Origin of the sequence: Pseudoalteromonas sp. S4492, from assembly GCF_005886115.1 — a bacterium.
Classification (GTDB): domain Bacteria; phylum Pseudomonadota; class Gammaproteobacteria; order Enterobacterales; family Alteromonadaceae; genus Pseudoalteromonas; species Pseudoalteromonas gelatinilytica.
The window spans coordinates 20991-45485 of sequence record NZ_PNCP01000023.1; the positions used below are offsets into that span (position 1 = coordinate 20991).

Here is a 24495-nt window from a genome sequence, read left to right on the forward strand (position 1 = left end):
ATTTCACTTACGCACGGCTTTTTTACAGAGCAAAGTGTTGTTCACATTGTGTTATTTCACCCTTTAGTCATTTTATTTAGTTTTATATTAATCGCCTATGGGAGCAGAAAAAAACACCCTTTTAACTGCTCTTTGCGTTAATTTTAAGCGGCTATTTTTTTGGACCTAAAATGCGCTTTATGGTTGGCGCTTTAGTCGCTGTTGGTGGGTTCTTTAACACCATTACAGGGCGGGTAACAAAGATGTTGTTTGGGTAAATGACCTTGTGGCCATCAACATGCTCAAGCACGACGTTCATCAAGCCCATTTCTATAATGCGGCCTTCTAAGAAGTTTGCACCGTCAATTACTCTCACCCAAAAACCAACGCGACAATCGTTTTGAATAAACATTAGCAAGAAGGCTGTTAAGTTACTTAGCAACGACCAAGCAGCAAAAAGCGCGACACCCAGCATAGCAAAAATGGACGAGCCAAGTACTAATAATCCTCGTAGCTCAATACCCCAAAAAACCAGCACTAAACACAGCATAACAATGGCAAGAATGATATTGAGTAACAGCTCAGCGCGGTATTCACGATGTGGATCCGCTTTGCCTTTAATTGCTTTTAACAGCAGTTTTTTGGTGGTTTTACGAAGCAGCGGGTAAAGCAAAATCGCGATAATAGTCACGATTAAGTGGTATTGCTCGTTAAAGAATTCGACGAAGTCCAAAAGGGTTCCTAAGTTAATATTTTATGTTTTGATTTTAGCTTTTTAGCTTAACAATAACACCACTTTAAAAGGTATTTTTAACCGTTACTAGCCATTGCACTGAGTCTATGTCGTCATCTTGTTTATTAATGGGTGCGGCAATATCTAGGTGAATAACCGTACCGGCATTGGCGCGGCTTGGCGCTAAGCGAAGGCCTACACCCACATTTTGTAGTACGTTACCATTGGCGCCATTATCTTTGTCGTTATACCAAGCTCTACCAATATCATAAAACGCGGCCCCACCGACTTTAAACAATTGCAGTAAGTCATATTCCCAGTAGTAGCGTTTCTCTAAAGTCACTAAAAAGCTACGGTCGCCTACTTGATAGTCAAGCGGGTAACCACGTAGACCATTCTCACCACCAATAGTGAGTTGTTTATCAGCAGTGAGATTTTCAGCATACTCAAGACGTACTTTAGCGTACCAGCTTTGTCTTAGTGTGGTATTGAGATAATACTGTAGCTGTGTGCTGGCAAATAGGTTTTCGACATCATCGATTTCTTCATTCCAGTAGCCATCAAGGTCTGCCTTAAAGCGCCATAACTGGTTATCCCCCGAGTAATGTGCTTTTGATAAAGATAACGAATAAATAGTACGGCTGGCATCGTCACTAAAATCTTTGCTTGAATAACCGAGTAAGGCATGGATATTCCAACCCAGGTTTAAATCTTCTGTACGGTAGATGCTATCAAAGTTTCTGACTTTAACGTAATGATCCTCAAACCACTGGCCACTAACATAAGGGTAACTTAGCGTTCTATCTTCAGCGATGGGGAAGCGCGTAAATGGTGTCTCTTTAAAGGTTTCTTCGCGGTTTTCGATGCCAAGCTTAATACGCTGGGTCCAATTATTACCAAGTTGTGATGAGTGACCAAAGTAAGCACGGTTTAATAAGGTTTTTTGCTCAAACTCGCTAACTACATCGCCGCGATAGTAAAGTGATTCTCGGCGCTGATCTGAGTAACTCGTTGCGCCATAACTGTAGGGCGTATCAATCGAGAAAAATGGGTAGCTCACATCAATATAATGACGTTTGCCATCGTCGTTGTCTGAATATTCTAAGCGGCCTTGATAGCGGCTAGAGAATATATGCGGGTCATCATACACAAACAGGTAACCTGTGCGGTCTGCATCTCGAGTACGGGTAAACGATACCCGTTTACCCCAGCCTAAAAAGTTAGATTCTCGAAAGCCAATGCTCGACTCATTCTTACCACCACTGCGGCTAAAGCTTATTTCAGGTAATAAAGTCCACAAATCGCGCGTAATGACTTTTACATGTACGTTGCCGTCACAATCAAGCTTTGCGTTGATACGCGCATCATATAAGTAGCCTTGTTTACGCAGTAATCGCTCTGACTCAAGTAATTTACGTGGATTATAAATTTCACCTTCTTCGAACAATAAAACGCTGTGTATTACCTCTGGTTCAGTGGTCATATGAGCGCGATTGGCAAAGCGGAATAAAAAATTATTTTCTTCTTCAAGCTCAGTGTTAAATACGTTCAGCTGTTCAAGTTCAATGGAGGCTATTTTGCGATTATTAGCGGCATCGGGTAGGGGATTATCGGCATCGAGCTGTCGGCGTAGGTTATTATCTTGTGATTTAAGCGTACGTTGGTTTTGACAATAATTACTATCGTCAGTAAACAACTGCTCTGCATGAACATTAGCTGCCATGTAGACTGGCAACAATGTTATTAACCTTGCAACAAAGTGCGACTGCTTAAATCCCATTTACACCCTTAGTTGAGTATGTCCTGTGCAACTACTACATACTAAGCGTGGAAGAAAGTCTAGCTTATTATTGTAATTGCGCGACCAAATATTGTTGAAGTTGCGGTAATGCAGCACTGGCTTCGATGCCCTCAGCATTAATCCAAATACTTTCACTGTAATGTTCAAAGTTTAGATTAAAACTATGATCTGTAAAGTGAAAGCGTAATTGGTGGCGATCAGCACCGGCATCAAAGTCGGCCGTAGTTATGGCTGGAGCGTGTAAGAAAAGCGTCGCCCAAAGCTCAAAGTCTTCGTCGTGTGGAAGCTCGCTTGGTATAACAAGGATGATCGCATGTTCGGCATCATATTTGAGTTCAGTCATAGCAGTCCTAATTAGCGGCTAAGTAGTCGCGAATGGCGTTTAAAAACGGAGCGCCGTACTTGTTAAGTTTGGTAAAGCCAACACCCGACACTTTTAAAAACTCACTGTCGTTGGTTGGCATGAGCTGCGCCATTTCAGCAAGGGTTTTATCATTGAATACCACATAAGGTGGTACATCATCGGCATCAGCCAGTTCTTTACGTAAGGCACGTAATTTCGCAAACAGCTTTTTATCGTAATTAAACTGAGCGAGTTTATCTTGGTAAACGTGCTTAGCTTGTAAGCGAGGTTCAGCAAGCTGCAGTGCATATTCACTTTTAAGTACCGCTCGGGCGGCTTCGGTTAAGCGTAATGATGAACCTTGGGTAATATCTTGGCTCAATAATCCTTGATGGATAAGCTGCCTTAAAATACTTAGCCAGAATTCCACACTGTGCTCTTTACCTATGCCATAGGTGCTGAGCTGGTGGTGATTGTTATCACGAATACGGCTCGTGTTTGCGCCGCGCAGTAACTCAACAATATAACCAATCCCAAAACGTTGCTCAGCACGATATACACACGACAAGGCTTGTTGTGCGACAAGCGTGCCATCAAAGCTGGTGGGTGGGTTTAAGCAAATATCACAGTTACCACAGGTTTCGCGCTTATATTCACTAAAATAATTGAGCAAGATTTGTCTGCGGCATGTTTGTGCTTCGGCAAAGCTGGCCATGGCATTAAAACGCTGCTCTTCAACGCGACGACGTTGCTCGTCTTCAATATCTTCAAAAAAGCGGCGTACGCGGCCTATATCTGCCGGATCAAAATACATAATCGCTTCAGCTGCTAAGCCATCACGACCAGCACGGCCGGTTTCTTGGTAATAGGCTTCGATACTTTTTGGAATATCGTAATGCACCACAAAACGTACGTTTGGTTTATTAATTCCCATGCCAAAGGCCACAGTCGCAACCACAATTTGAATATCGTCACGGGCAAAGCCTGTTTGCACAAACTGTCGTTGTTCATTACTCATACCCGCATGGTAGGCGGCGGCATTGAACCCGGCGTCAGCAAGTTTTTCAGCGACATCATCAACCCGTTTACGGCTGGTGCAATAGATAATACCACTTTGATTTTGCTGTTCTTTTAAATAACGAAGTAGCTGCACCATTGGTTTAAATTTTTCTTCGATGGTGTAACGAATGTTCGGTCTATCGAAGCTGCCAGTGTGCACGTAAGGATGGTTAAGCTGTAGCTGCTCAATAATATCGTAACGAGTTGCTTTATCTGCTGTCGCTGTGAGTGCCATCATAGGCACATGCATAAAGCGTTGCTTTAACTCGTTGAGTCGACAGTAATGTGGCCTAAAGTCATGACCCCAATGCGACACACAGTGGGCTTCATCAATCGCAAAAAGTGCGAGCTTAAGGTGGCTCAAGCGCTCTAAAAATTCGTGTTGCAGTACTTTTTCTGGTGCTACATATAACAGCTTTATTTGCCCATAATGCAATTGCTGATAGACAGCTTGTTGCTCTTCAAAAGGCAGGCTGTTATTGATGTACGCCGCTTGTACACCGAGTGCTCTTAGTTGAGCAACTTGGTCTTGCATTAAAGAAATAAGCGGCGAGATAACCACAGTTACACCATCGAGGATCAAAGCGGGTACTTGATAGCATAATGATTTGCCTCCACCGGTTGGTAGAAGAACAAGCGAGTCTTGTCCGTCTAGCGCAGCGGCTATAATCGCTTCTTGGCCATCACGAAAATCCTTGTAACCAAACACTTGTTTGAGTACAGCTTGTGGTGATCGAATGGGTGTGTTGGACGTTGCGGTATTGGTATTCATCGCCGAGCATTTTAGTGGTTTTTTATAGCGATGTCTTTAGCAATATACACAAACGACCTCAAGATGCAGAATTCAGCGTTTCACAGGTGCTTAATATCAAGACGTTAGTTTGCAACAATGGCAGTCCCTTTTAAGAAGTAAATACATGGGTTTATTTAGCGGGTTTTGGTTGCGTCACTGCAGAGGGGGCGTAAAATAGCGTTTTTAAACTATAAAGCCAAACTTATGCCTACCAACATTGAGCAGCGAAAAGGCGTTATTTTCGCGTGTTTAGCCTTTTTTATGTGGGGTCTTGCACCCATCTACTTTAAGCTTTTACAGCAGATATCTGCGTTTGAAATCTTAATGCACCGTGTTATTTGGTCGGTGTTATTTTTACTTCTTATTATTGCTGCTCGTCATCAATGGCAACGTATTCGAGTCGTGCTTGGGCAACCCAAATTGTTACTGATGCTGGTGATCACAGCAAGCTTACTCGGCTTTAATTGGGGCTTATTTATTTGGGCAGTGAACAATAATCACATGCTCGATGCTAGTTTAGGGTATTACATCAACCCACTACTAAACGTGTTACTTGGTATGTTGTTTTTAGGTGAGCGACTGCGTAAATGGCAAGGCGTTGCGGTTGGTCTAGCGCTTTGTGGTGTGTTGCTACAGCTAGTGAGCTTTGGTTCATTCCCTGTGGTTGCTTTCTCATTAGCAGGATCGTTTGCTATTTATGGGTTACTACGTAAAAAGTTACCAATCGAATCATTGCCAGGGTTATTGCTTGAAGCACTTATTTTATTGCCCGTTGCGCTTATTTACTGGTGGTTGATGGCACCTTCTGCAAGCTCTGATCTAACCGCGAATGATTGGCATATTAACGTGTTACTCATTAGTGCTGGTGTGGTGACGACCTTACCGCTGTTATGTTTTACCGGTGCAGCAAAACGCCTTCAGTACAGTACATTAGGCTTTTTTCAGTACATTGGCCCAAGCTTAATGTTTATGCTTGCGGTGGCGTTTTACGGTGAGGTATTTGATGCTGAGCGTGTTGTTACGTTTGCGTGTATTTGGAGTGCTTTGGCATTATTCAGCTGGGATTCGTACCGTCAAAGTCGTAAGCAACGTAAAGCGAAATTAGAGGCGGTAACTAAGCCTGTATAGGCTTAGTTTACTAATTTGTTTCGACCTGACTCTTTTGCTTGATAAAGCTTTAAATCGGCCTGTTTTATTAGTTCATCTAAACTGTAAACAGGCCCATTATGAAAACCAATCGACAACGTAAACTTAATACGGTCTTTACTGAACTCAGGGCTGTGTTTTTCAACAAATAAGCGGAACTTTTCTAAACGATGCAACGATTCATTTGCGTCTTGATCAGCAAAATACACGGCAAATTCTTCACCGCCAAAGCGGCCTACTAAGTTTTCTTCAAAATACTTTGCCATACATTGCGATAAGCCCTTAAGAACTTCATCACCGGCATCATGACCATAGTTATCATTAATCGATTTAAAGTAGTCAATATCAATCATGGCTAGCGAAACTGAGGTATTTGCCAATTTAGCGGCTTTTAACTGGCTGTTTGCTTCACCAAAGAAATAGCGGCGGTTGGGAAGTTTGGTAAGGTAATCCGTGTTAGCTTGTAAACGAATAGTCTTGATGTTTTCAAGCATGTCGACGTTTTGGCTAAGCCGACAATAAAACTCTTCATTGTTAAATGGCTTTCGAAGGTAATCGTCTGCGCCTGATTTTAAAAAGCGTGTTGAAAGGTGCAAGGTATCGTAAGCCGAAATACCAATCACTGCTTTTTCATCGTTTGAGTATAAACGGCGAATTTCGACACACAGCTCATCACCATTCATATTTGGCATTTCATTGTCAGTGATGATCACCGAAATTTTGGGGTTTTCTGCTAGAACTTTTAAAGCATCAATACCATCAACGGCTTCGAGAGTTTGGTATTTGTGCCGAGTTAATAAGTTACATATATGATGGCGTGTTGCCGCTGAATCATCGACGACCAATACCAATATTTGCTCGTTACGAGGTAAGCGAGCGAGTTGCTTTTCTAAATATTGATAGGCTTGTTTATTTTCTTTGGTGATGTAGTCAATGATGGGGTGTTTTTCAACGATGTTACGCGTTGTTTCGTCAAGGTTACCGGTCATTACGATGGTAGGAATGTCAGCTGCAATCGTGCAGGGCACTGCTTCACCGGTTGGTGCATCAGGAAGAATAAAGTCAACCACGGCGCAAAAATAGCTGTGCTTGCTAATTAGCTCTTTTGCTTCTGCTAAAGAACCTGCGATATCAGCTTCATAGCCAACTTTTTGCGCGATATGTTTTTGCACTCGCGCAATGGTTGGCGTATCTTCAATTATTAATATTCTTCGAGTCACAACGTGCCTTGTAATAACTTATTGGCGAAACAAAAGTTATTACCAGTTTTAACCCTAAAAGGGTAAAAAAGCAAATCGTTATAGGCTGTCTGACTCAGAATAATATTCAACACTTTGTGGTGTTGGGCTCGCGATACGTGAGCGTCCAAATAACGTGTGAAACTTGGTTTTACAGGTTGTTTGTTTTAGGTATTTGATCCAAGCTCGCTCTACTGCGTTTGTTGCTTCAAGGTTACCAGTAACAACTTGCACAAATTGAGTTTGAAATTCATTTTGTGGTTCTAGGGTTTTGTTGTATAAACCCTTTAATACAACACCATGCTGTTCGAGAATGTCGGCTTCTAGCAAAGTGAAGTGACCACTACGACCAAAACCGCGTGGGAAGTTTTGATCATCATAAAATTGACGTTGGCTTGCAAATGCCTGACGAAGTGATGAAATGTCATTGCTCATGGCTTTATCCTCATGCCCTATTTTCTTGCAGGAGTATGGATCAAGTTGCCGATTTTATTAAACAAGTTATTTTTATCGTAAGGGTAAAAAATGGATATCGATTTATTGAAGACTTTTGTCGAAGTGGTCCGTACTCGCCATTTCGGTAAAGCAGCTGAAAATTTATATATTACACAGTCTGCGGTGAGTTTTCGGATCCGACAATTAGAGCAAGGTTTAGGCGTTAACTTATTTATTCGTCAGCGTAACAACATTCAGTTAACGGCACCGGGTGAGCGACTTCTGCCGCACGCACAAATGATCATAACCGGTATGCAGCGGGCAAAAGTCGATGTAGCTCTTGCTGATAACATGCATAAGCAAATCAGTTTAGCAGGTACACCTAATATTTGGGATGCTTTTTTACAGTTTGGGATCACAAATATTGTTTCTGCTATGCCGGGTGTCTCTTTGGTCGCAGAAGTAAAAGCCCAACAAGAAAGCACCCGCTTATTATTAGAGCGTACATTAGACTTAGCGGTGCTATTCGATCCACCTAAAGTAGACGAATTAGTTGTTGAGCGAATTTGTGAGTTACCTATTATTCCGGTGAGTGCATTCGAAACAGCTAACAGTGATAACTTTTTTGATAATCAATATGTCTATGTTGATTGGGGCACATCATTTTCACTTTGGCATGCGCGTGAATTCAACGGCCACGCACCGCCTTATTTCAGAACCAGTACGGGTCGTATTGCGCTTGATTTAATTTTGAAGTGTGGCGGCAGTGCGTTCATTCCTCAGTTATTAGTAGAAGAGCAACTCAAAGCGGGTGACCTCTATCATGTTAAAGATGTAGCACATACCTCGCGAGACGTGTTTGTAGCGTACCACAGAGATAACGAGCAAACGCCTTTATTAGAGAAGTTAGTAACGCTATTAACCGAGCTGCAAATAAAAGCTTAAATTAAATTTAAACTAGCTTTCATAAAAATTTAATGTGGGAACAGTTAGTTACGTTTTTATTTCAAAATTAATTACATTTTATGAAGGTAAATTGACGCTTTTATTTCAATTGTCATCTTTCTGTCATTTTTCGCTGTCACACTGCGCGCATTGAAACACAACATGTGTTTTTTGTTGCGATTATTGAGGAAACGACATGAAATTTGCAAAGTCTAGCTTATTCCTAGCTTTATTTGGTGGTTTATCTTTTTCTGCATTAGCTGATGTAGATGTATATGGTAAAGCAAACGTGACTGTTCAATCATCAGATGATGGCGAAGGGTCTTTCACTGAAATTAAAAGCAATAACTCACGTTTTGGCTTAAAAGGTTCAGAAAAAATTTCTGAAGGCTTAGAAGCGGTTTATAAATTTGAGTTTGGTGTTGACGTATCTGACGCTGATTCAAAAGGCGACAACGAAGACAACATCACTGCACGTAACCAATACGTAGGTGTTAAAGGCAGCTTTGGTCAAGTTGTTATCGGTCGTAACGATACAGCTATGAAGCAATCTCAAGGTAAAGTTGATTTATTCAATGACCTTGAAGCGGATATCAAAAATGGTTTCAAAGGTGAAAACCGTTTAGGTAACACAATTTCTTATGCTTCTAACGATTTTAGCGGCTTCAAAGTACTAGCGACTTACGTAGCTGAAGACTCAGTTGATGCAGACAACGGTTACTCTGTAGCTGTAACTTACGGTGATGCTGGTCTTAAGAAAAGCAACATCTACGCATCAGTAGCAGCTGATAGCGAAGTAAAAGGTTACGACATTGTTCGTGCAACTGTACAAGGTAAACTAGGTGACTTTAAACTAGGTGCAATGTACCAAACACAAGAGAAAGTAGATGGTAGCGCAGAGGCAGATGGTTACTTAGTAAATGCTGCTTACCAAATGAATAGCAATACTTTCAAAGTACAGTACCAAGTAATCGACTTTGATGAAGGCGATAAGAAAACGGCTATTTCTGCAGGTGTTGATCACAAGCTTAGCAAAAACACCAAAGTATTTGGTTTCTACTCAACGTTTGATACAGATAATCAAGTTGATCAAGATTACCTAGGTGTTGGTATTGAATATAAGTTCTAATCCAACCCTTGGATAACTCCCTAACTTGTCAGCCCAGCTAATTAGCTGGGCTTTTTTATTTCTCTAAAAATAAATTTATACAACAGATCGCGCGTTGAGTAGTGGTTAAGCTTGTGCGTAGTCTGATTTGCCAGCAAGCCAGCGCTGAATCAGTTTATCGGTAAGCGCTGGGTAGTCGTTCAATATTTTGAAGGCAATGGGTCTGACATAATTCAGTGTTTGTTTGTCGCGGTTTAGGTCGGCGATTTTAAATTCAGCCAAGCCTGTTTGTTTGGTGCCAAGTACTTCACCAGGGCCACGAATTTCAAGATCTCGCTCAGCAATCACAAAACCATCATTACTTTCACGCAGCACAGCTAAACGTTTTTGCGCTGTGGCTGACAGTGGCGCGTGATAGAGTAAAACACAATGTGATGCCGTTGCCCCACGACCAACACGGCCGCGCAGCTGGTGTAGTTGAGCAAGTCCTAATCGTTCAGGGTTTTCAATGATAATAAGGCTGGCATTGGGCACATCAACACCCACTTCAATCACGGTGGTGGCAACGAGTACATGAATATTACCCGCTTTAAACTCACTCATAATGGCTTGTTTTTCTGCAGCTTTCATCCGGCCATGCACTAAGCCAACGTTTAGCTCTGGCAGTGCTGCTTTTAATTGCTCAGCGCTATCCTCGGCGGCTTGGCATTGCAGTACTTCAGATTCATCAATCAAGGTGCAAACCCAATACACTTGACGGCCTTGCTCAGTGCACGCTGTTCTCACACGTTGAATGATTTCGTCTCGACGTGCATCAGGAATAGCCACCGTTGTGATAGGCGTTCTACCGGGTGGTAACTCGTCAATCACTGAGGTTTCTAAATCTGCATAGGCTGTCATTGCCAAGGTTCGCGGGATAGGTGTTGCTGTCATCACTAATTGATGCGGGTAACAGTCACCAAAGCGGCCTTTTTCACGCAGTGATAAGCGCTGATGAACACCAAAGCGATGTTGTTCATCAATTATAATTAAAACGAGATTGTTAAACTCAACCTGCTCTTGGAATAACGCATGAGTGCCAACAATCATTTGTGCTTCCCCAGAGGCAATTTTCTCTAGGGTTGCAGTACGCTCTTTGCCTTTACTTTTGCCACCTAACCAAGCAACTTCAATACCTAGTTGATTAAACCACTGGCTAAAGTTGATGCCATGCTGCTCTGATAAAATTTCAGTCGGTGCCATTAGCGCCACTTGGTAGCCTTCGCTTATTGCGGTGAGCGCACTCAGTGCTGCAACTAAGGTTTTACCCGAGCCAACATCGCCTTGTACTAAGCGCATCATCGGAAACGGGTGTTGTAAGTCGCCTTTGATTTCAGCCACCACACGACTTTGCGCGTTGGTTGGGCTAAAGGCTAAATTAGCTAAAAACTGTTGCTCAAGTTGGTTATGAGGCTTTAAAGCAACCGCTTTTACGGTTTGCCCTTTTTGACGTAGCTTTAAAAGGCTTAAGTTCTGTGCGAGCAACTCTTCAAACACTAACCGTTGCTGGGCAGGATGCATACCTTGTTCAAGCGCGGTTAAATCAACATCGTTGTGTGGGCGATGTAAGGTCATGAGTGCGTCGGCTAAACGCATTCCGGTTGGCTGAAACTGCTCTGGCAGTAATTCTTCTACAGGGTATTTAGTTAACAGTGCAAGTGCTTGATCACTCAGTGCACGAATAGATAACTGTTTTAGCCCTTCAGTAACAGGATACACAGGCGTCAGCGTGGTATTAGTTGGTTGCTCAGACGGGGTATCCGATAAACTGTATTCCGGATGTGTCATTTCAAAGCCAACACGACCCCTGCGGATCTCACCAAAGCAGCGAATGATTTTACCTGCACTCAAGGCATTTTTTTGAGCCGCACTAAAGTTAAAAAACCTCAGCGTTAATCTGCCTGTACCATCATTAACTTGGCAAACCAGCATGCGCCTTTTACCAAAGGTGATTTGGCTGGTTTCTATGGTGGCTTCAACACTAACATAGCTATGCGGTTGAAGTTCACAAATTGGGTGAATGCGGGTGCGGTCTTCATAGCGGTGAGGCAGATGAAACAGCATGTCTTGCACCGTGTGAATATTTAGCTTAGCAAGACGCTCGGCCATTTTCGGGCCGACGCCTTTTAATTCGGTGATTGGATATAACGCTAAGCTAGGATGACTCAAAGGTGACTCAAATTGTTAATTAGTAGACTGTTTTTTCAGTTTACTTGCACTCGTTAGTGGCTTCAAGCGGTTGCGTGTGTTTTAAAATGTTCCAGAACGTTTCATCAGCAACAATTTCACCATTTTCATCAAGCTCAGGGTATGGCAACTCTTTGTCACGACACTGCTCAGCAATAATTGGATGACACCCTTCGAACAAGATGCGGTGCTTTATTTTCGCATCGAGCATATCGCGGTTATATAAGCCTGCAGCTTCACGTTGGCGCTGCGCTTCAAATAGAATAAGCGCTGCGGCGACGGATACATTAAGAGATTGCACCATTCCTTGCATCGGGATGATGATGTTTTTATCTGCATGGGCAAGGGCGCGCGGCGAAATCCCGTCTTTTTCTTGACCGACAATAACAGCCGTTGGTTTGGTGTAGTCGATTTCGCGAAAGTCGACAGCGTCATCACTGAGGTGAGTTGCTAAAACTTGTACCTCAGGGTTTTGCGCACGCATCATGGCAACGGCATCATCAATATTGCGATGTAAGTGAGTTTCGAGCCAGTTTTTACTGCCGCCAGAGGTATTGTTGGTTAACCATTTTTGGTTTTCAGGCCATACAGCATGAACGTGATGGCAGCCTGTTGCGTCAGCTGTGCGGGCAATGGCTGATAAATTATGATGTTTATGTACATCTTCTAAACAAACCGTTAGGTCCGTTTGGCGGCGATCTAACACGCGCTTAACACGCTCAAAGCGAGTTGTATCCATAGTAGTGTGCTCGTTGACGGATTCTAATTGGTGCAGATTATACCCTACGGAACAACGGCACGGCTAATTGGGTTTTGTAGTGAGATCAGCGTTTCTGTTGATTGAATAGCCTCGATAGCTTGAATCTTGTTAATTAAAACGTCTTGTAGATGATCTATTGAACGAGCCATCACTTTGATAAATATGCTGTAATTACCCGTGGTGTAATAGGCTTCCACGACTTCTTCTAGCTCTTTTAGGTGTAGCAAGGTCTGCGGGTAATCACGGGCATTATTGAGATTAATACCGATAAAACAACAGACATCATAACCAAGCTGCTTTGCATTAATACTGACTTGGGTACCTGTAATAATTCCCGCCTGTTTCATTTTTTCGACTCTGACATGAATGGTACCCGCACTCACTGCAAAGCGTTTAGCCAGTTCTGCATACGCAGTACGTGCATTTTCCATTAAAGCGTTAAGGATGTTTTTATCGAGATTATCGATTTGATAATTTTCCATGCTATTTTTTCTTGTTAATTGATGAATCGATAATTTTTATAGCATTATTTTTATGGAAATTTCAATGTTAAGTTCTTTTTATTGATGGTTATTGAAAATTACCTTTATTTGGTTGAGGATTGTTTTATCGAGAGAGACCAAGCAGCGGGTTTCTCTAATTTAGCAAGTAACAATAACTGGGAATGAGGCCAATTATTATGAGTTCACACTACCTGCAGCAACAGCAGCAAATTAGTAAAGTAAAACAGTTTTTTTCAAGCCAATTAGAGCAGCAATTAGGGTTAGTCGAAGTACAAGCGCCGATCTTGGCAAAGGTAGGCGATGGCATTCAAGATAACTTAAGCGGGACTGAAAATGCTGTATCGGTAGCAGTGAAAACAATTCCGGGTAGTCAATTTGAAGTGGTTCACTCGTTAGCTAAGTGGAAACGCAAAACCTTAGCGGATTACGATTTTTCGGTAGGTGAGGGGCTCTATACGCATATGAAAGCGCTTCGCCCTGATGAAGAATCTTTAAGCCCAATTCACTCGGTGTATGTTGACCAATGGGATTGGGAAAAAGTAATTTGCGAGAGCACTGAACGCACCTTAGACAAGCTTAAAGATACCGTAACATCACTATATGAGGCGATTAAAGCAACCGAACGCTTTGTAGCGAGTGAGTTTGATTTAACGCCGTTTTTGCCAGAAAAAATCACCTTTGTACACAGTGAACAGTTACGTCAGATGTATCCAGACTTTACTGCGAAACAACGCGAAAAAGCGGTAGCACAAGAATACGGCGCGGTATTTTTAATTGGCATTGGCGGCGCGCTTGCCGATGGTAAAATTCATGACGTACGAGCGCCTGATTATGACGATTGGTCAACACAAACCTGTAGCAAATTTGCAGGTTTAAACGGTGATATTTTAGTCTGGAACCCAGTGCTTGAAGATGCCTTTGAAATTTCTTCAATGGGTATTCGTGTAAGCCCAGATGCATTAGCTACACAATTAGCAATTACAGGTGACCAAGCTCGGTTAGAGTTTGATTGGCACAAACAGCTACTTGCGAAGAAGTTTCCGCAAACAATTGGTGGTGGCATTGGTCAATCGCGTCTTGCTATGTTGCTGTTACAAAAACAGCATATCGGGCAAGTACAAGTTGGTGTTTGGCCTGAGCAGCTAAAACAGCAAGTGGAAGGTATTCTTTAATAGATTTAATGACCCTGGTAAAAAGAGGCTATAAGCCTCTTTTTTATTAAGTGGTTTTAAATTCTACTTCAACCTTGTTTTCTTCAAGCTTCACCTTACACGGCGGGTATTGGCGATTAGTGAGTAGCACCTTTTCGAAAATATGAATTTCGACGCCTGAGTGCAGTTTTTTATTAACGACTAATTGCGCATCTTCCAAGAGATCATGCAGATGATGCTCTAAGCTAGAGAGCTTTTTCTCAAGCATTTCAGCTTGCTCACAATAGTGCATTTGTGTAGCGCCGATTTTGGCCAGTAGGAGTTTTTTCTTTTCGGCGTCTTTTACTTGATCTGCTTTTTCGATTGCTTCTTGCAAGGTATCAAGTTGTGAGTCTGTTTGTGCTAATTCTTTTAAACACTGATCCGTTTGCGCGGTTACATCAGCGCCTGAAGCCGCTAAGTTAATTACCATTTTTGCGCCAGATTCATTGCCAATTTCGCCAGCAATGAGCATTTGCGCATCTAAAACCTCACCGCCAAATAGTTTACCCTGAGGGTTATCTTCTTGGCCAACTTGTAAGAGCTTAGTGGCTTTCATAACACAGTGGCTGGCTTGGCGTTCTATCAGAATATTATTCGCTTCAAGATAACAATACTGACCATGTGATAAGTGAATATCGCCTTGGCTGATGATATTACACGACAGTTTTTTATCTTCTTGCTGGTGGCCAATTACGCCTTGTTTTATGGTGATATCACCCACTGCTGATAAATAACCAGATTCAACTGTGCCCATAACCGTAATATCGCCTTTTGCGTGAATACGCATGCCAGGCTCAACATTATGAGTCACAATGACGCTGCCTTCAAAATCTACGTGGCCACTTTTTACGTTTACATCGGCAATGGTAAAAATATCATCAACGCGCATACCATTGGCAATATCAACGGGTACACCAGCAATCACCGAAATAAGTTCTAGCGGGTTGTTTTTAGATATCTCAGTCCCTTCACCGGCCACTAATGTGCTGTTTTCACCCGGTTTAGCAGGTAGTACATCACCAGTAACAGTAAAGCCTTCTTTGCCAGGGGTCGCTGGAATTTGTTTGATAAGTAATACGCCGGGTTCGACACTGGCGAGCTTACCAAAGTCGCGCATATCGGCAGTGCCATCCTCACGCAATTTTGGCTTTTTTAAACGGTCTTTTAAAGTTTCAACCTGTGGTACAAACTTGGAAGGTTGGCCATCAATCGGTAAACGGCCTTTCGCTAGCACGCCTTTAGCAATCTCACCTGCTGGTAACTCGAACTGTTGTTGTAATAACTGCTCTAAGAAAGCCTGCTTGTAGCCTCGCGCTACTCCTGCTTTTATTAGTTCTTTTTTAGCTTCGTCAAGAGTCATGACTTTACCGCCCTCGGCGACAGTCAATTCGCCAGTGGCTAGCATTTTATCATCGCTTAGAGTGACGACTAAGCTGGCATCATGTTTAGAAGCAACAACAAGCATGCGTTCATTAGAATCGCTTTTGAAGAAATTATTGATAGCATCATGATCCACTCTGCATTCACAAAATGGTGATTTTTCTAATGCCTCGATAATAAACGCAGCACTAGGAGGCGAGTTTTCATGAACATCTAATAAAACGTTGCCGTTGTGAGCGAGCTTAAACACGTGGAGATCCTTTTTTACTACATTAGCTAAAGGTTTTACTTATTATAACAACAGAGTGCTAGAGAATTGCTGATGAGTCAAGAATTTCGGATGAGGGAAGTAATAACTTTTTCTAAAAAAGTGCCAGCAACCTGAGGTCGCTGGCAGGGGGGTTAGTTCGTTGAAGGTAGCTCCATGATACCGTCAATTTCAACTTGTACGCCTTTTGGTAATGCACGTACACCAATCGCTGCGCGTGCAGGATAAGGCTGTTTAAAGTACTGGCTCATCACTTCGTTAACGATAGCAAAGTTAGATAAGTCAGTAAGGAAGATGTTTACTTTCACCATGTCTTGAATTTGACCACCGGCAGCTTGGCAAACTGCTGTTAGGTTTTTGAAAACTTGGTGAGTTTGTTCAGTGAAGTCTTCAGAGATCACTTCCATTGTTTCTGGTACAAGTGGAATTTGACCTGATAAATAAACAGCCGTGCCCACTTTAACTGCTTGGCTATACGTACCGATTGCAGCAGGTGCATTATCAGTAGAAATAAAAGATTTGTTCATGATTATCCTTGTTACTTTTTACGATAGACTCTTTGCACATCAGGCATCACACGAATGCGGCGCATAATGTTTGCAACATGAACGCGGTTTTTAACCGTGATGCCTAAATCTATCATGTATAAATTACTTTCTTTTTCGTCAGTCGCTATCTCAACAATGTTTGCTTGGGTTGAGGCAATTACATTTGTCAATTTAGCCAATGCGCCTTGGTGATTGATAATTTCAATACGAAGGGCTGCAATATATTCTTTCTCTGGGTTATCGTCCCACTTAACAACTAAGTATTTCGAACGGTCATTTTCCCAACCACGAATGTTTTTACATTCTTGGCGGTGAACAGTTAGGCCTTTACCTTGGCTGATATAAGCAGTAATAGCATCGCCAGGTACCGGGCGACAGCACTTAGAATAGTTAACCAGCATACCTTCGGTGCCGATAATCGTCGCTTTTGCTTTTTGAGCAAGGTCGTTTAGGTCGTCGGCATCAACTTGCATGAGGCGTTTTGCGATAAGCACACTCATGAGGTTTCCTGAGCCAATTTCGACTAAAAGCTCAAGTACGGTATTCAGTTCATGTTCTTGAAGTACACGGCGAATGTTCTCATCTGGGATATCATCGAGTTTAGTTTCACCTAAAGCAGAATCCAGTAAGCGACGGCCAAGTAACATGGCTTCTTCATGTTGTTGGCTCTTCAGGTAATTACGAATACCTAAACGTGCTTTACCTGTTACAACAAAGTTTAACCAAGTTGCATTTGGGTGTGCCCCAGAGCTGGTAATAATTTCGATGGTTTGCCCTGTATCAAGCGGTTTGCTTAGTGGGTGAGGTTTGCGATTTACGCGTGCACCCACACAGGTATTACCTACATCAGTGTGTACTGCATACGCAAAATCGACAGCCGTTGCGCCCATTGGTAACTCAACAATGCGACCATCTGGGGTGAACACATAAATTTCTTCAGGGAATAGCTCTGTTTTAACGTTTTCAACAAACTCAAATGATGAGCCCGCACTTTGCTGTAATTCAAGTAAGCTTTGCATCCATTGGCGAGCACGTTGTTGTGCTGTATGGCCTGCACTATCACCGGCTTTTTTATACATCCAGTGAGCAGCAACCCCTTTGTCTGCCATGTGATCCATATCGTGGGTACGAATTTGGATTTCCACAGGAATACCATGAGGACCCACTAATGAGGTATGAAGTGATTGATAGCCGTTGGTTTTTGGTACGGCAATATAATCTTTAAAACGTGTTTCGATGGGCTTATAAAGGTTATGTGCGACACCTAATACGCGATAACAGGTATCCATATTATCAACATTGATACGGAACGCGTAGATATCCATCACTTCGTTAAATGACAGCTCTTTATTAAGCATTTTTTTGTAAATGCTATAAAGGTGCTTTTCGCGGCCAGATATGGTCGCTGCAATGCCTGACTCTTCTAAACGCGCTTCAATTTCAGTTTTAATATTGCTGATAATTTCTTTACGATTGCCGCGGGCTTTAATTACTTCAGATCTTAATGCGCGATGACGCATTGGGTATAACGCTTGGAAACCTAAATCTTCTAATTCATTTTTTATATCGTGAATACCAAGGCGGTTTGCAATTGGCGCATAAATCTCTAACGTTTCACGGGCAATACGGCGACGTTTATCAGGGCGAAGGGCGCCTAGAGTACGCATGTTATGAGTACGGTCAGCCAGTTTGATTAAGATCACGCGAATGTCTTGTGTCATCGCCATGATCATTTTACGGTAGTTTTCGGCTTGGAATTCTTTTTTATCTTTAAAGCTAAGTTTATCTAGCTTGCTCACCCCTTCAACAAGCTCGGCAACGGTGTCGCCAAAAATCTCAGCTAAATCTTGTTGGCTGAAGTCAGTATCTTCAATCACATCGTGCATTAATGCAGCCATTAGTGTTTCGTGATCTAAGCGCATACCAGCGAGTATTTGCGTGACTTCGACAGGGTGGGTGATATAGGGCTCGCCACTTGAACGAGTTTGGCCTTCGTGGGCTTCGCGAGCTACCACGTATGCTTTTTGGACCAGCTCAATTTCAGCTGCTGGTAAGTATTCAGATATTTTCTTTTTTAGACCTTCAAAAAGATACAAAGTCACACTCCAATGCGCTAATGAAGTAAATCGGTAACGGTATGAATAGAATATACGATGAAAAGAAGGGCTTGCCAACGGCTAGTGTAGAAATACTAGCCGTATAGCTAAATCAAAGCGGGGAGCTTGATTACTGGTTGCCACCTACGATAGCAGCCACTGCAGCCATTTCTGCTGCTTCTTGATGTTGTTGTTCTTCACGATCGATTAAATCCATAGAAGAGCTATTTACTAACCCTTTTTCAATTTCACGTAAAGCAATAACCGTTGGTTTGTCATTTTCAGCATCAACGAGTGGATCTTTACCACCAACCGCGATTTGGCGGGCACGACGAGCCGCAACTAAAATTAAGTCAAAACGATTACCAATTGCATCTACTGCATCTTCAACAGTTACGCGAGCCATCTTAGCACTCCAAATAAATTCTTAAGCAAAGGCGTAGTTTACTGTACCAAGTTAAATTCGCCAATAGCTTGTGGTTAATTTTTATCTTTTCTTAAAAAAGTATTATTTAAGCAAGTTTTCTAATAACGCCTGATGGCGCACTGCTTGGCTTTGTAACGATAGACGTTTAGCCATTACGATCATTTCGATTTCAGCAAGTGCAGTATCAAAGTCATCGTTCACAACCACATAATCATATTCATTAAAGTGTGATGTTTCTGATTGTGCTTTTGCCATTCTTCCCGCGATTACCTCAGCAGAGTCTTGGCCACGGTTATTTAAGCGTGATTCAAGTTCTTCTTTTGATGGTGGAAGAATAAAGATAGTTTCAACATCATCAACTAATTTGCGAATTTGCTGAGCACCTTGCCAATCGATATCTAAAAATACATCAATACCCGCTTCAAGTTGACTTTCGATTGCTTGCTTAGACGTACCATAGTAGTTATCGAAAACTTGCGCCCATTCAAAAAAGTCATTTTTCTCAATTAGCGCTTTGAACTCTTCAACAGAAACAAAGTGATAGTGCACACCGTTTTCTTCACCCGGACGAGGTGAGCGAGTGGTGTGCGAAACCGATACCTTCATATCGCTGTGTTTCTTTAATAAAGCACCAATTAAGCTTGATTTACCAGCCCCTGATGGAGCTGACAAGATAAATAAATTTCCGCGAGTTTGCGCCATGATCTGTCTCTAATAAAAAATAAACAGGCTCGGACTATCGCTAATCCAAGCCTTTAATTAATCTATTGTACTTTATTTCGCTAAAAGTGCTCAAGTTTGCCTGCTTTTAGACTTTTCAAAAACAAAAGACCCAGCAGGTGCTGGGTCTTATAAAAATGCTGTAAATCGCGTTTACTCGATGTTTTGGATCTGTTCGCGCATCTGCTCGATTAACACTTTTAGCTCTACCGCAGCGTTTGTGATGTCACTGTTGATAGACTTTGACGCTAACGTGTTTGCTTCACGGTTAAACTCTTGCATCATAAAGTCGAGGCGTCGACCACATGCACCGCCTTTAGTTAAGATCTTTTTGGTTTCTTTAACGTGCGACTTTAAGCGATCTAGTTCTTCAGCAACATCTTGTTTTTGCGCAAGGTAAATAAGTTCCTGCTCAAGGCGAGATTCATCGATGTCTGTTTTTAGTTCTTCAAGCTTTTGATTTAGCTTTTCACGTTGCCATTTAGAAATTTCTGGTAGGTGGCTTTCTACAATCGCAACTTGCTCTAAAATTGCATCAAGGCGAGTGGCGATCATTTCTTGTAAGTTTGCGCCTTCATCGCCGCGAGCTTGTTTGAAATCTTCAATGACTTCATCGAAGCCAGCAATTAGCGCTGTATTTACGCTATCCATATCGAGTTCTTCAGCTTCCATAACGCCTGGCCAACGTAAAATATCAACAGGGTTGATGTCGCCTTTACTTTGATTTTGCACCCATTGAGCACTTTTAATTAATTGCTCAGCAAGAGATTCGTTAATGGTTAACTCGCCAACATGAGCTGGGTTTGCTGCAAATTTTAAGAAAACTTCAACTTTACCGCGTTGTAAATGCTTACGTAAACGCTCACGAATAACCGGTTCCATGCCACGGAATTGCTCAGGTGCGCGGATAAAAGTCTCAAGGTAACGTTGGTTAACTGAACGAATTTCCCAAGTGCCAGTGCCCCATTCGCCTTTAATTTCGCGACGCGCATAAGCTGTCATGCTGTGGATCATGGATGATTTCCTAGTGTTATTAAATTTACAAAGTTGACTGATTATACCGAATCAGCTTTTAACCTCTAGCGTAAATTTTCTGAAATGTGCTTTTCTGATGCAGTTAATTATGTAAATGAACATGGCATCTAGCACCACATCGACTTATAATGTGGCAAATTCAGAATTAAGGGGATCGTTAATGCGTCCAAGCGAAAGAACACCTAACCAAATTAGACCGGTTACATTTACACGTAATTACACTATGCATGCTGAAGGGTCAGTATTAGTAGAGTTTGGAAACACTAAAGTTTTGTGTACAGCAACTGTTGAAGCTGGTGTACCACGCTTTATGAAAGGCCAAGGTAAAGGTTGGGTTACGGCTGAATACGGTATGTTACCTCGTTCAACACATACTCGTAATGGCCGTGAAGCATCGCGCGGTAAGCAGGGCGGTCGTACTATGGAAATTCAACGCTTAATCGCACGTGCACTTCGTGCTGCGGTTGACTTAAAAGCGCTAGGTGAAAACACCATTACTATCGATTGTGATGTTATTCAAGCTGATGGCGGTACACGTACAGCCTCTATTAGTGGTGCGTGCGTAGCATTAGTTGATGCACTTACTTACATGCGTAGTAAAGGTATGATCAATTCAAACCCACTTAAGCATATGATTGCGGCAATCTCAGTCGGTGTATATAAAGGTCAGCCAATTACAGATCTTGAGTACCTAGAAGATTCTGAAGCAGAAACTGATATGAACGTGATTTTGACTGAAACCGGCAAAATTATCGAAATTCAAGGTACAGCTGAAGGCGAGCCTTTCTCATTTGACGAACTTGATGAGCTACTTACATTAGCTAAGCACTCAATTCGTGAAATTATCGACGTTCAAAAGCAAGCATTAGCATAATAAAGAAGTGGGTTTATTAGTTATGAAAGATTATCAAAAAGAGTTTATTGAATTCGCACTTGAAAAGCAGGTGCTTAAATTTGGTGAGTTTACTTTAAAGTCTGGCCGCACTAGTCCTTACTTCTTCAATGCTGGTTTATTTAATACTGGTCGTGACCTTGCACGTTTAGGTCGCTTTTATGCAGCGGCACTTGAAGATGCAGGTATTGACTACGATGTATTATTTGGTCCTGCTTATAAAGGTATTCCAATCGCAACAACAACAGCGGTTGCTTTAGCTGATCATCACAACAAAGATGTACCTTACTGTTTTAACCGTAAAGAGAAAAAAGCACACGGTGAAGGTGGTACATTAGTAGGTTCTGAACTGAAAGGTAAGATCATGTTAGTTGATGACGTGATCACTGCGGGTACAGCTATTCGTGAGTCAATGGAAATCATTGCGGATAATGGTGCAGACTTAAGTGGTGTTTTAATTGCACTTGATCGCCAAGAGAAAGGTAAAGCTGAGTTATCTGCTATTCAAGAAGTCGAGCGTGACTTTGGCACTAAAGTTATCTCGATTGTAAAACTAGCTGACTTAATTAGTTTCCTAGAAGCCAAAGGCACAATGGATGAGCATTTAGCCGCCGTAAAAGCATACCGTGATCAATACGGCATTGCTTAACACCTAAAAACGCGAACTATTTAAAGGCCCAGCTATATTGCTGGGCTTTTTGTTTTTAGAGTATTGTACTTTTATGGCCTTAAATACGGTTAAAAAGTTACTGAAGCGTTAATAAAGTTTCTCTTTTGTGGTGTTTAGAGTAAAAAGGATACAAAAGGCAGTTTTTTTAAAGTTTTCTCAAAAAAGTGCTTGCGTTAATTCGCCGCATCCCTATAATGCGCATCCACCGACACGGCGGACTGCTTACAAAAAAGCAAAACGACGAGTTGGTTGAGTCAAGTAAGACTGAGTTTTGAAAAAATAAACTTTTCTCAAAATTAAGTGTTGACAAAAATAACGGCTTGCGTAGAATGCACAGCCCTTGAGACACGAAAGTCTCTCTTCCATATAATTGGAAGCGTTCTTTAACAATATAAAGCAATCATCTGTGTGGGCACTCGTACAGATTGAGTTCTAACAGCAGAACTACTTCGGTAGGGACGCAAACAAATTTAGAGTCTCAATTGAACTGAGTGACCAACGGAAACAAGTTTACTTGTTTCAGCACAGTCAATTCGATATCGAAAGATATCAAAATTCAGAATTCATTGAGCACGAAACTTCGGTTTCAAAAAACTTTTAATTGAAGAGTTTGATCATGGCTCAGATTGAACGCTGGCGGCAGGCCTAACACATGCAAGTCGAGCGGCAGCGACAACATTGAACCTTCGGGGGATTTGTTGGGCGGCGAGCGGCGGACGGGTGAGTAATGCTTGGGAATATGCCTTATGGTGGGGGACAACAGTTGGAAACGACTGCTAATACCGCATGATGTCTACGGACCAAAGTGGGGGACCTTCGGGCCTCACGCCATAAGATTAGCCCAAGTGGGATTAGCTAGTTGGTGAGGTAATGGCTCACCAAGGCGACGATCCCTAGCTGGTTTGAGAGGATGATCAGCCACACTGGGACTGAGACACGGCCCAGACTCCTACGGGAGGCAGCAGTGGGGAATATTGCACAATGGGCGCAAGCCTGATGCAGCCATGCCGCGTGTGTGAAGAAGGCCTTCGGGTTGTAAAGCACTTTCAGTAAGGAGGAAAGGTTAAGTGTTAATAGCACTTAGCTGTGACGTTACTTACAGAAGAAGCACCGGCTAACTCCGTGCCAGCAGCCGCGGTAATACGGAGGGTGCGAGCGTTAATCGGAATTACTGGGCGTAAAGCGTACGCAGGCGGTTTGTTAAGCGAGATGTGAAAGCCCCGGGCTCAACCTGGGAACTGCATTTCGAACTGGCAAACTAGAGTGTGATAGAGGGTGGTAGAATTTCAGGTGTAGCGGTGAAATGCGTAGAGATCTGAAGGAATACCGATGGCGAAGGCAGCCACCTGGGTCAACACTGACGCTCATGTACGAAAGCGTGGGGAGCAAACAGGATTAGATACCCTGGTAGTCCACGCCGTAAACGATGTCTACTAGAAGCTCGGTTCCTCGGAACTGTTTTTCAAAGCTAACGCATTAAGTAGACCGCCTGGGGAGTACGGCCGCAAGGTTAAAACTCAAATGAATTGACGGGGGCCCGCACAAGCGGTGGAGCATGTGGTTTAATTCGATGCAACGCGAAGAACCTTACCTACACTTGACATACAGAGAACTTACCAGAGATGGTTTGGTGCCTTCGGGAACTCTGATACAGGTGCTGCATGGCTGTCGTCAGCTCGTGTTGTGAGATGTTGGGTTAAGTCCCGCAACGAGCGCAACCCCTATCCTTAGTTGCCAGCGATTCGGTCGGGAACTCTAAGGAGACTGCCGGTGATAAACCGGAGGAAGGTGGGGACGACGTCAAGTCATCATGGCCCTTACGTGTAGGGCTACACACGTGCTACAATGGCGCATACAGAGTGCTGCGAACCTGCGAGGGTAAGCGAATCACTTAAAGTGCGTCGTAGTCCGGATTGGAGTCTGCAACTCGACTCCATGAAGTCGGAATCGCTAGTAATCGCGTATCAGAATGACGCGGTGAATACGTTCCCGGGCCTTGTACACACCGCCCGTCACACCATGGGAGTGGGTTGCTCCAGAAGTGGATAGTCTAACCTTCGGGAGGACGTTCACCACGGAGTGATTCATGACTGGGGTGAAGTCGTAACAAGGTAGCCCTAGGGGAACCTGGGGCTGGATCACCTCCTTATACGATTTAGAACTTATTTGTTCGTAGTGTCCACACAGATGATTGTTA

General features: G+C 42.7%; 21 protein-coding genes and 1 rRNA gene. 7 read left to right on the forward strand and 15 right to left on the reverse strand.

Features of this window, described 5'->3' with window-relative positions; genetic code table 11:
• Window positions 1-151: 151 nt before the first annotated feature.
• The 4 genes from CWC28_RS07130 to recQ all read right to left on the reverse strand — a co-directional run bounded on the left by CWC28_RS07130 (window position 152) and on the right by recQ (window position 4687).
• On the reverse strand, window positions 152-712 hold the full coding sequence (locus CWC28_RS07130) for a mechanosensitive ion channel domain-containing protein (RefSeq protein WP_105174932.1): 561 nt from the start codon (window positions 710-712) through the stop codon (window positions 152-154).
• A 64-nt stretch (window positions 713-776) separates the two neighbouring features.
• Window positions 777-2435, reverse strand: coding sequence for a BamA/TamA family outer membrane protein (locus CWC28_RS07135; protein ID WP_138624931.1), 1659 nt, complete (start codon window positions 2433-2435; stop codon window positions 777-779).
• 124 nt (window positions 2436-2559) lie between these two features.
• Complete coding sequence (locus tag CWC28_RS07140; RefSeq protein WP_063699797.1) at window positions 2560-2856, reverse strand: DUF3630 family protein; 297 nt, start codon at window positions 2854-2856, stop codon at window positions 2560-2562.
• A gap of 7 nt (window positions 2857-2863) precedes the next feature.
• Window positions 2864-4687, reverse strand: a complete 1824-nt coding sequence (gene recQ / locus CWC28_RS07145) for a DNA helicase RecQ (RefSeq protein WP_063699795.1) — start codon at window positions 4685-4687, stop codon at window positions 2864-2866.
• Window positions 4688-4912: 225 nt separating this feature from the next.
• On the opposite strand from recQ, the gene rarD reads away from it, so the two are divergent.
• Window positions 4913-5836 carry an EamA family transporter RarD gene (gene rarD, locus CWC28_RS07150; RefSeq protein WP_105174930.1) on the forward strand — a complete coding sequence of 308 codons (924 nt, stop codon included), beginning with the start codon at window positions 4913-4915 and terminating at the stop codon, window positions 5834-5836.
• Between the two features lie 2 nt (window positions 5837-5838).
• On the opposite strand, the gene CWC28_RS07155 is transcribed toward rarD, so the two are convergent.
• Both CWC28_RS07155 and CWC28_RS07160 read right to left on the reverse strand, forming a co-directional pair.
• The gene (locus CWC28_RS07155; RefSeq protein WP_138624927.1) at window positions 5839-7074 is read right to left on the reverse strand and encodes a diguanylate cyclase; all 1236 of its coding nucleotides are present in this window, start codon (window positions 7072-7074) and stop codon (window positions 5839-5841) included.
• A gap of 78 nt (window positions 7075-7152) precedes the next feature.
• Entirely contained in the window at window positions 7153-7527 is a 375-nt protein-coding gene (locus CWC28_RS07160; RefSeq protein WP_063699788.1) for a MaoP family protein, read from the reverse strand.
• Window positions 7528-7617: 90 nt separating this feature from the next.
• On the opposite strand from CWC28_RS07160, the gene CWC28_RS07165 reads away from it, so the two are divergent.
• Entirely contained in the window at window positions 7618-8472 is an 855-nt protein-coding gene (locus CWC28_RS07165; protein WP_063699786.1) for a LysR family transcriptional regulator, read from the forward strand.
• Window positions 8473-8668: 196 nt separating this feature from the next.
• Window positions 8669-9601, forward strand: a complete 933-nt coding sequence (locus CWC28_RS07170) for a porin (RefSeq protein ID WP_063699784.1) — start codon at window positions 8669-8671, stop codon at window positions 9599-9601.
• A gap of 105 nt (window positions 9602-9706) precedes the next feature.
• On the opposite strand, the gene recG is transcribed toward CWC28_RS07170, so the two are convergent.
• Genes recG through asnC form a run of 3 tightly spaced genes read right to left on the reverse strand, consistent with a single transcriptional unit; the run spans window position 9707 to window position 13048 of the window.
• Window positions 9707-11788 carry an ATP-dependent DNA helicase RecG gene (recG, locus tag CWC28_RS07175; protein ID WP_138624928.1) on the reverse strand — a complete coding sequence of 694 codons (2082 nt, stop codon included), beginning with the start codon at window positions 11786-11788 and terminating at the stop codon, window positions 9707-9709.
• 40 nt (window positions 11789-11828) lie between these two features.
• Complete coding sequence (gene trmH, locus CWC28_RS07180; RefSeq protein WP_119853796.1) at window positions 11829-12545, reverse strand: tRNA (guanosine(18)-2'-O)-methyltransferase TrmH; 717 nt, start codon at window positions 12543-12545, stop codon at window positions 11829-11831.
• Between the two features lie 44 nt (window positions 12546-12589).
• A complete protein-coding gene (gene asnC / locus CWC28_RS07185; RefSeq protein ID WP_062567385.1) occupies window positions 12590-13048 on the reverse strand; it encodes a transcriptional regulator AsnC in 459 nt (152 codons plus the stop codon).
• A 197-nt stretch (window positions 13049-13245) separates the two neighbouring features.
• Between asnC and asnA the strand changes: the two genes are divergently transcribed.
• Complete coding sequence (gene asnA / locus CWC28_RS07190; protein ID WP_105174926.1) at window positions 13246-14241, forward strand: aspartate--ammonia ligase; 996 nt, start codon at window positions 13246-13248, stop codon at window positions 14239-14241.
• A 46-nt stretch (window positions 14242-14287) separates the two neighbouring features.
• Here asnA and CWC28_RS07195 read toward each other — a convergent pair whose 3' ends face one another.
• From CWC28_RS07195 to CWC28_RS07220, 6 genes are all read right to left on the reverse strand, one after another.
• Entirely contained in the window at window positions 14288-15892 is a 1605-nt protein-coding gene (locus CWC28_RS07195) for a flagellar assembly protein A (protein WP_063699775.1), read from the reverse strand.
• Window positions 15893-16044: 152 nt separating this feature from the next.
• Window positions 16045-16437, reverse strand: coding sequence for a deaminase RidA (gene ridA, locus CWC28_RS07200; protein WP_054554223.1), 393 nt, complete (start codon window positions 16435-16437; stop codon window positions 16045-16047).
• 11 nt (window positions 16438-16448) lie between these two features.
• Window positions 16449-18554: a bifunctional GTP diphosphokinase/guanosine-3',5'-bis pyrophosphate 3'-pyrophosphohydrolase gene (gene spoT / locus CWC28_RS07205; RefSeq protein ID WP_063699773.1), complete on the reverse strand. Its 2106-nt coding sequence runs from the start codon at window positions 18552-18554 to the stop codon at window positions 16449-16451.
• Window positions 18555-18684: 130 nt separating this feature from the next.
• Window positions 18685-18960 (reverse strand): DNA-directed RNA polymerase subunit omega, encoded by a 276-nt coding sequence (rpoZ, locus tag CWC28_RS07210; RefSeq protein ID WP_036973056.1) that lies wholly within the window; start codon window positions 18958-18960, stop codon window positions 18685-18687.
• A 102-nt stretch (window positions 18961-19062) separates the two neighbouring features.
• The gene (gene gmk / locus CWC28_RS07215; RefSeq protein WP_063699771.1) at window positions 19063-19683 is read right to left on the reverse strand and encodes a guanylate kinase; all 621 of its coding nucleotides are present in this window, start codon (window positions 19681-19683) and stop codon (window positions 19063-19065) included.
• Window positions 19684-19854: 171 nt separating this feature from the next.
• Window positions 19855-20715 (reverse strand): YicC/YloC family endoribonuclease, encoded by an 861-nt coding sequence (locus tag CWC28_RS07220; RefSeq protein ID WP_105174924.1) that lies wholly within the window; start codon window positions 20713-20715, stop codon window positions 19855-19857.
• A 181-nt stretch (window positions 20716-20896) separates the two neighbouring features.
• Between CWC28_RS07220 and rph the strand changes: the two genes are divergently transcribed.
• The 3 genes from rph to CWC28_RS07240 all read left to right on the forward strand — a co-directional run bounded on the left by rph (window position 20897) and on the right by CWC28_RS07240 (window position 24447).
• On the forward strand, window positions 20897-21610 hold the full coding sequence (gene rph / locus CWC28_RS07225) for a ribonuclease PH (RefSeq protein WP_063699765.1): 714 nt from the start codon (window positions 20897-20899) through the stop codon (window positions 21608-21610).
• A 22-nt stretch (window positions 21611-21632) separates the two neighbouring features.
• Window positions 21633-22277: an orotate phosphoribosyltransferase gene (gene pyrE / locus CWC28_RS07230; RefSeq protein WP_138624929.1), complete on the forward strand. Its 645-nt coding sequence runs from the start codon at window positions 21633-21635 to the stop codon at window positions 22275-22277.
• A 619-nt stretch (window positions 22278-22896) separates the two neighbouring features.
• Window positions 22897-24447, forward strand: a 16S ribosomal RNA gene (locus CWC28_RS07240).
• Window positions 24448-24495 lie beyond the last annotated feature (48 nt).

Coding starts and splice junctions, on each gene's coding strand:
- rph (WP_063699765.1), top strand. CDS start 20,897: ATGCGTCCAAGCGAAAGAACACCTAACCAAATTAGACCGGTTACATTT.
- CWC28_RS07160 (WP_063699788.1), bottom strand. CDS start 7,527: ATGAGCAATGACATTTCATCACTTCGTCAGGCATTTGCAAGCCAACGT.
- pyrE (WP_138624929.1), top strand. CDS start 21,633: ATGAAAGATTATCAAAAAGAGTTTATTGAATTCGCACTTGAAAAGCAG.
- rpoZ (WP_036973056.1), bottom strand. CDS start 18,960: ATGGCTCGCGTAACTGTTGAAGATGCAGTAGATGCAATTGGTAATCGT.
- asnC (WP_062567385.1), bottom strand. CDS start 13,048: ATGGAAAATTATCAAATCGATAATCTCGATAAAAACATCCTTAACGCT.
- rarD (WP_105174930.1), top strand. CDS start 4,913: ATGCCTACCAACATTGAGCAGCGAAAAGGCGTTATTTTCGCGTGTTTA.
- CWC28_RS07140 (WP_063699797.1), bottom strand. CDS start 2,856: ATGACTGAACTCAAATATGATGCCGAACATGCGATCATCCTTGTTATA.
- ridA (WP_054554223.1), bottom strand. CDS start 16,437: ATGAACAAATCTTTTATTTCTACTGATAATGCACCTGCTGCAATCGGT.
- trmH (WP_119853796.1), bottom strand. CDS start 12,545: ATGGATACAACTCGCTTTGAGCGTGTTAAGCGCGTGTTAGATCGCCGC.
- CWC28_RS07220 (WP_105174924.1), bottom strand. CDS start 20,715: ATGATCCACAGCATGACAGCTTATGCGCGTCGCGAAATTAAAGGCGAA.
- gmk (WP_063699771.1), bottom strand. CDS start 19,683: ATGGCGCAAACTCGCGGAAATTTATTTATCTTGTCAGCTCCATCAGGG.
- CWC28_RS07165 (WP_063699786.1), top strand. CDS start 7,618: ATGGATATCGATTTATTGAAGACTTTTGTCGAAGTGGTCCGTACTCGC.
- recQ (WP_063699795.1), bottom strand. CDS start 4,687: ATGAATACCAATACCGCAACGTCCAACACACCCATTCGATCACCACAA.
- CWC28_RS07135 (WP_138624931.1), bottom strand. CDS start 2,435: ATGGCAGCTAATGTTCATGCAGAGCAGTTGTTTACTGACGATAGTAAT.
- asnA (WP_105174926.1), top strand. CDS start 13,246: ATGAGTTCACACTACCTGCAGCAACAGCAGCAAATTAGTAAAGTAAAA.
- CWC28_RS07170 (WP_063699784.1), top strand. CDS start 8,669: ATGAAATTTGCAAAGTCTAGCTTATTCCTAGCTTTATTTGGTGGTTTA.